The following is a 2,682-nucleotide window of genomic DNA, read 5'->3' as shown; positions in this document are numbered from 1 at the left end:
TGGCGCGGTTGAGGACATTGCGAAGCTGCGCGCCGTCATAGGCCGCCGCGCTCGTGACGTTCCAGCCGCGGATGAAGCCGTGCCGACGATCGATCGCGGCGTGGTTCTTGTAGCCGAAGGCGGGAATGGCGATGTCGCGCTGCTGCACCTTTCCATCCTCGGCCATCTTGGCCTTCGAGAACTTCACCGTCCAACGCGCGTCCCGGTCCTTCTGGCGCAGCTTGGCGGGCTTGTCTTTCCACTCGTCTGGAACCTTGCCCGCCTTGATGTCAGCCTTCTCGGCGTCGGTGTTGCGCTGCTTGGGCGCCGCCACGATGGTGGCATCGACGATCTGCCCGCCCATCGCCAGGTAGCCGGCCTTGGTGAGGTGCTTGTCGAAACGGGCGAACAGGTTGTCCACCGCGCCGGCCTGTGTGAGATGCTCCCGGAACAGCCAGATCGTCTTGGCATCCGGCACCCTGTCGCCGAGACCCAGCCCGAGGAAGCGCATGAAGGATAGTCGGTCCTGGATCTGGAACTCGGCCTGGTCGTCAGACAGGCCGTAGAGCGCCTGCAAAACCATGATCTTGAACATCATCACCGGATCGTAAGGCGGCCGACCACCCTTCGCGCCATCGGAGCGCTTCAGCGCCTTGCCGAGCGGCTTGCGGAAAACCTCCCACGGCACTACCGAGTTTAAGCTTTTCCAGCGGATCGCCGGCCTCGCTCAGCCGCACATATCGCTCGTCAATGTCCCAGAAACCAGCCTGTCCCCGCATCCACTGCCTCCGCGCAAATCAACGCGACGAGTGACTCAAAATCCGGTTCAAAAGGCGAGGTATTTCGAACTGTTCAGTTGCGACGTGATCTGGCGCCATGTTTCTGCTCCAGCCATTGCCCGGCGCCGTAGACTTTCAATCCCGTGCTATCGACAAGCACATGCAGTGGGCCGTCCGGCAGCGGCGGGTTTCGTCGGGCTGATGGCTCCCACTTCTGTGCCCGACGGCTCAGCGTCGTATGATCTGGAACTGGGACTTTCAGCCCCATGAGATCCAGCAGCGAGTGGAGCAATCCCTCGGTCTGGCGCAGCCGCATTGCGAAGACGCAACCCAGCGTCAGCGCTGTCTCAATGGCGAGATCGGAATACCGGGCTTGGCCGCCGCGGGTCTTGCGTCGCGGATCGCGCCATCCCGCCAGTGCCTCCGGCGTTACCCATAAGGTCAGGCTACCACGCCGGCGCAGACCTGCTTCGTAGTCACGCCAATTCGTCACCCGGAATTTCATCTTCCCGACGTGATGACGACGATCTGCGTTGTGTTTGTACGGCATGGCACTCGCATCAAGCTGATTTCGATCCTGCCTGCCTATCGCCAAACCGTTGACAAAGGATCCATGCACCAACGCTGATAGCGGTGGTTCTTGTAGGTCGGTGCACTCACGGTCATGGGCGCGCTGCCACCTCAATTTCCTTACCCCTCTATCAATGTGACACCACCCCTGAAGCTTATCGCCCCCCGCATGAGCGTTCTCTGCTTCTCGAGGAAGACGCCAGTTCCACTCGTGCGTTACTGGGGGCCGTGAGGCGGTCCAGTAAAGCCTGCCGGTCGGCGACGAGGGTGTCGAGGTGCAGCGGCTGGCTCCCGGGCCGTTCTCCTTCAGCCAATTGCGCGGCCAGCGCCCTCGTGGCGTCCACGACAAATACCCCGCAATCGTAGGCGTTGTCCTGCTGGGCCATCTGCACTCGATCCAAGCGGGCGCCCAGACGTGCTGCCAGCCCTTGTGCGATGGCGCTGTTCAGGGTGCCGAAGGAGTCGTAATGATAGGCGACCGGCTGGCGCCCGCGTAGATCGACAAACAGCAGCGACCAGTGGGTGCCCCCAGCGCCAGTCCCGGCATTGTTGACCGGAAGGAACACAAAGCTGGCCGTGCCGCCCTCGAAGTTGGCCCTGCCGCCATCGATGATGTCGTGGAAAGCGGCGGCCGCCTCGGCCGGGTTCCGAGCCATGCGCAAGAAATGGGCCACCGCCGGCGCCACCAACCGGGTCCGGGCGGCGATGTCGGGACTGGCCCTGTGCAGCGCCTCGCCAAGCAGTGCGAAATCGGCCGCGATATGCTCGTCTTCGAGCAAGGGAGGGATTGGCGCGCTCCCGACTAGCAGGTTGTCGCCAACATTTTCAGCATCAAAAACCGTATGGTTGACTGATTGGTACCCCGCCTGGTGCGCGTAGGAAGTGCCAGGACCTGACCTGACCTGATCTTCAAGCCTGATCTGTCGGTTCCCCGTTCCAAAAGCAGCTCTCCTGGTGTCGATGGGCGACAACTCACTGACATCCGCCAGATCGGAGTCGGTTAAATCGGGAAAGTCCTTAGGGCTTGCTTGCGATGACCTCTGCGCCTCCGCCGAGGGTACTGTATTCATGCCGCCAAGCGCTGCATCGTTGGCCATTCCCGCGCCTGAAGAGGAGCCCTTTTTCTCAAACGCCTCATTCAATCTGGTCCCGTGCAAATTGGGTGCAGCATTGGAGCGAGATTTGGGCAGCGCATCGATTCCTGCCAGCTCGTCCTCGGTAAATTCGGGGAAGTCGTCGAACCATGGTTCTGACGGACTGAGCGCCGACGCCGAATGCTCACCCTGCATGCCGCCCAGCGCTGCATCGTTGGCCATTCCCGCGCCTGTATGCCGCTTGGAAAATGAAAATGGGG

General features: G+C 61.8%; 1 protein-coding gene and 2 pseudogenes. All 3 read right to left on the bottom strand.

All coding sequences use genetic code 11. The features are described 5' to 3' along the window. Nucleotides 1-758 (bottom strand): annotated as a pseudogene (locus tag NKG99_RS35595) (IS5 family transposase); the annotation flags it as partial. A gap of 76 nt (nucleotides 759-834) precedes the next feature. Beyond that, a pseudogene (locus NKG99_RS35590) lies at nucleotides 835-1,308 on the bottom strand (IS5 family transposase); the annotation flags it as partial. A 175-nt stretch (nucleotides 1,309-1,483) separates the two neighbouring features. Beyond that, nucleotides 1,484-2,682 (bottom strand): Ulp1 family isopeptidase (locus tag NKG99_RS35585; protein WP_352874135.1); only part of this gene is annotated, 1,199 nt, incomplete at its 5' end.

Origin of the sequence: Mesorhizobium sp. M1409, assembly GCF_040317535.1 — a bacterium.
In the GTDB taxonomy this organism is placed as follows: Bacteria; Pseudomonadota; Alphaproteobacteria; order Rhizobiales; family Rhizobiaceae; genus Mesorhizobium.
This window is presented reverse-complemented; position numbering and strand designations above follow the sequence as displayed.